Below are 1,226 nucleotides of genomic sequence, written 5' to 3'. Positions count from 1 at the left end.
CGTCCGCCGACCTCGACGACGACGTTCTGCCGCGGCAGGGCCTCGTCCTCGTCCTCGATCGGGGCACCACCGGTGTACGGCTCGATGGTGTTGTCCCACTCGTTCTCGATCCACTTGGTGTAGACGTCGAACTTCTCGCCGTCGCCCACGAACGCCGGGTTCTCGACGATGTGGCGGTGGAACGGGATCACCGTGGCCAGGCCCTCGACCTCGAACTCGGCCAGCGCGCGGGCAGCACGCTGCAGCGCCTGCTCGCGGGTCTCACCGGTGACGATCAGCTTGGCGAGCATCGAGTCGAACTGACCGCCGATGACGTCGCCGGCGACGACACCCGAGTCGACACGCACGCCGGGGCCCGTGGGCTCCTTGTAGACGGTGATCGGGCCGGGAGCGGGGAGGAAGCCGCGACCGGCGTCCTCACCGTTGATGCGGAACTCGAAGCTGTGGCCGCGCGGGGTCGGGTCCTCGGTGAGCTCGAGCTTCTCGCCGTTGGCGATGCGGAACTGCTGACGCACGAGGTCGATGCCGGCGGTCTCCTCGGTGACCGGGTGCTCGACCTGCAGGCGGGTGTTGACCTCGAGGAAGGAGACGGTGTCGCCCTGCACGAGGTACTCGACCGTGCCGGCGCCGTAGTAACCGGCCTCGCGGCAGATGGCCTTGGCGGAGTCGTGGATGCGCTTGCGCTGCTCGTCGGTCAGGAACGGCGCGGGGGCCTCCTCGACGAGCTTCTGGAAGCGGCGCTGCAGCGAGCAGTCGCGGGTGCCGGCGACGATGACGTTGCCGTGCTGGTCGGCGATGACCTGGGCCTCGACGTGGCGGGCCTTGTCGAGGTACTGCTCGACGAAGCACTCGCCGCGACCGAAGGCGGCGACGGCCTCACGAGTGGCCGACTCGAACAGCTCGGGGATCTCCTCGATGGTCTGCGCGACCTTCATGCCGCGTCCACCACCGCCGAAAGCGGCCTTGATCGCGACCGGCACGCCGTACTTCTCGGCGAACTCGACGACCTCGTCGGCGTTCTTGACCGGGTCCTTGGTGCCGGCCGCCATCGGAGCCTTGGCGCGCTCGGCGATGTGGCGGGCGGTGACCTTGTCGCCGAGGTCGCGGATGGACTGCGGCGAGGGGCCGATCCAGATGAGGCCGGCGTCGATCACGGCCTGGGCGAAGTCGGCGTTCTCGGAGAGGAAGCCGTAGCCGGGGTGGATGGCGTCGGCGCCGGACTTGGC

1 protein-coding gene is annotated in these 1,226 nt (G+C 69.4%); it reads right to left on the bottom strand.

Annotated features, from left to right (window positions below):
* Window positions 1-1,226, bottom strand: a 1,226-nt coding sequence (locus K3M35_RS25745; RefSeq protein WP_220667283.1) for an acetyl/propionyl/methylcrotonyl-CoA carboxylase subunit alpha, incomplete at both ends; no start/stop codon positions are given.

Source organism: Rhodococcus sp. DMU2021 (genome assembly GCF_019641445.1).
In the GTDB taxonomy this organism is placed as follows: domain Bacteria; phylum Actinomycetota; class Actinomycetes; order Mycobacteriales; family Mycobacteriaceae; genus Rhodococcus; species Rhodococcus pyridinivorans.
The sequence above is the reverse complement of the archived record's forward strand: the minus strand, read 5'-3'. Positions and strand labels throughout refer to the sequence as shown.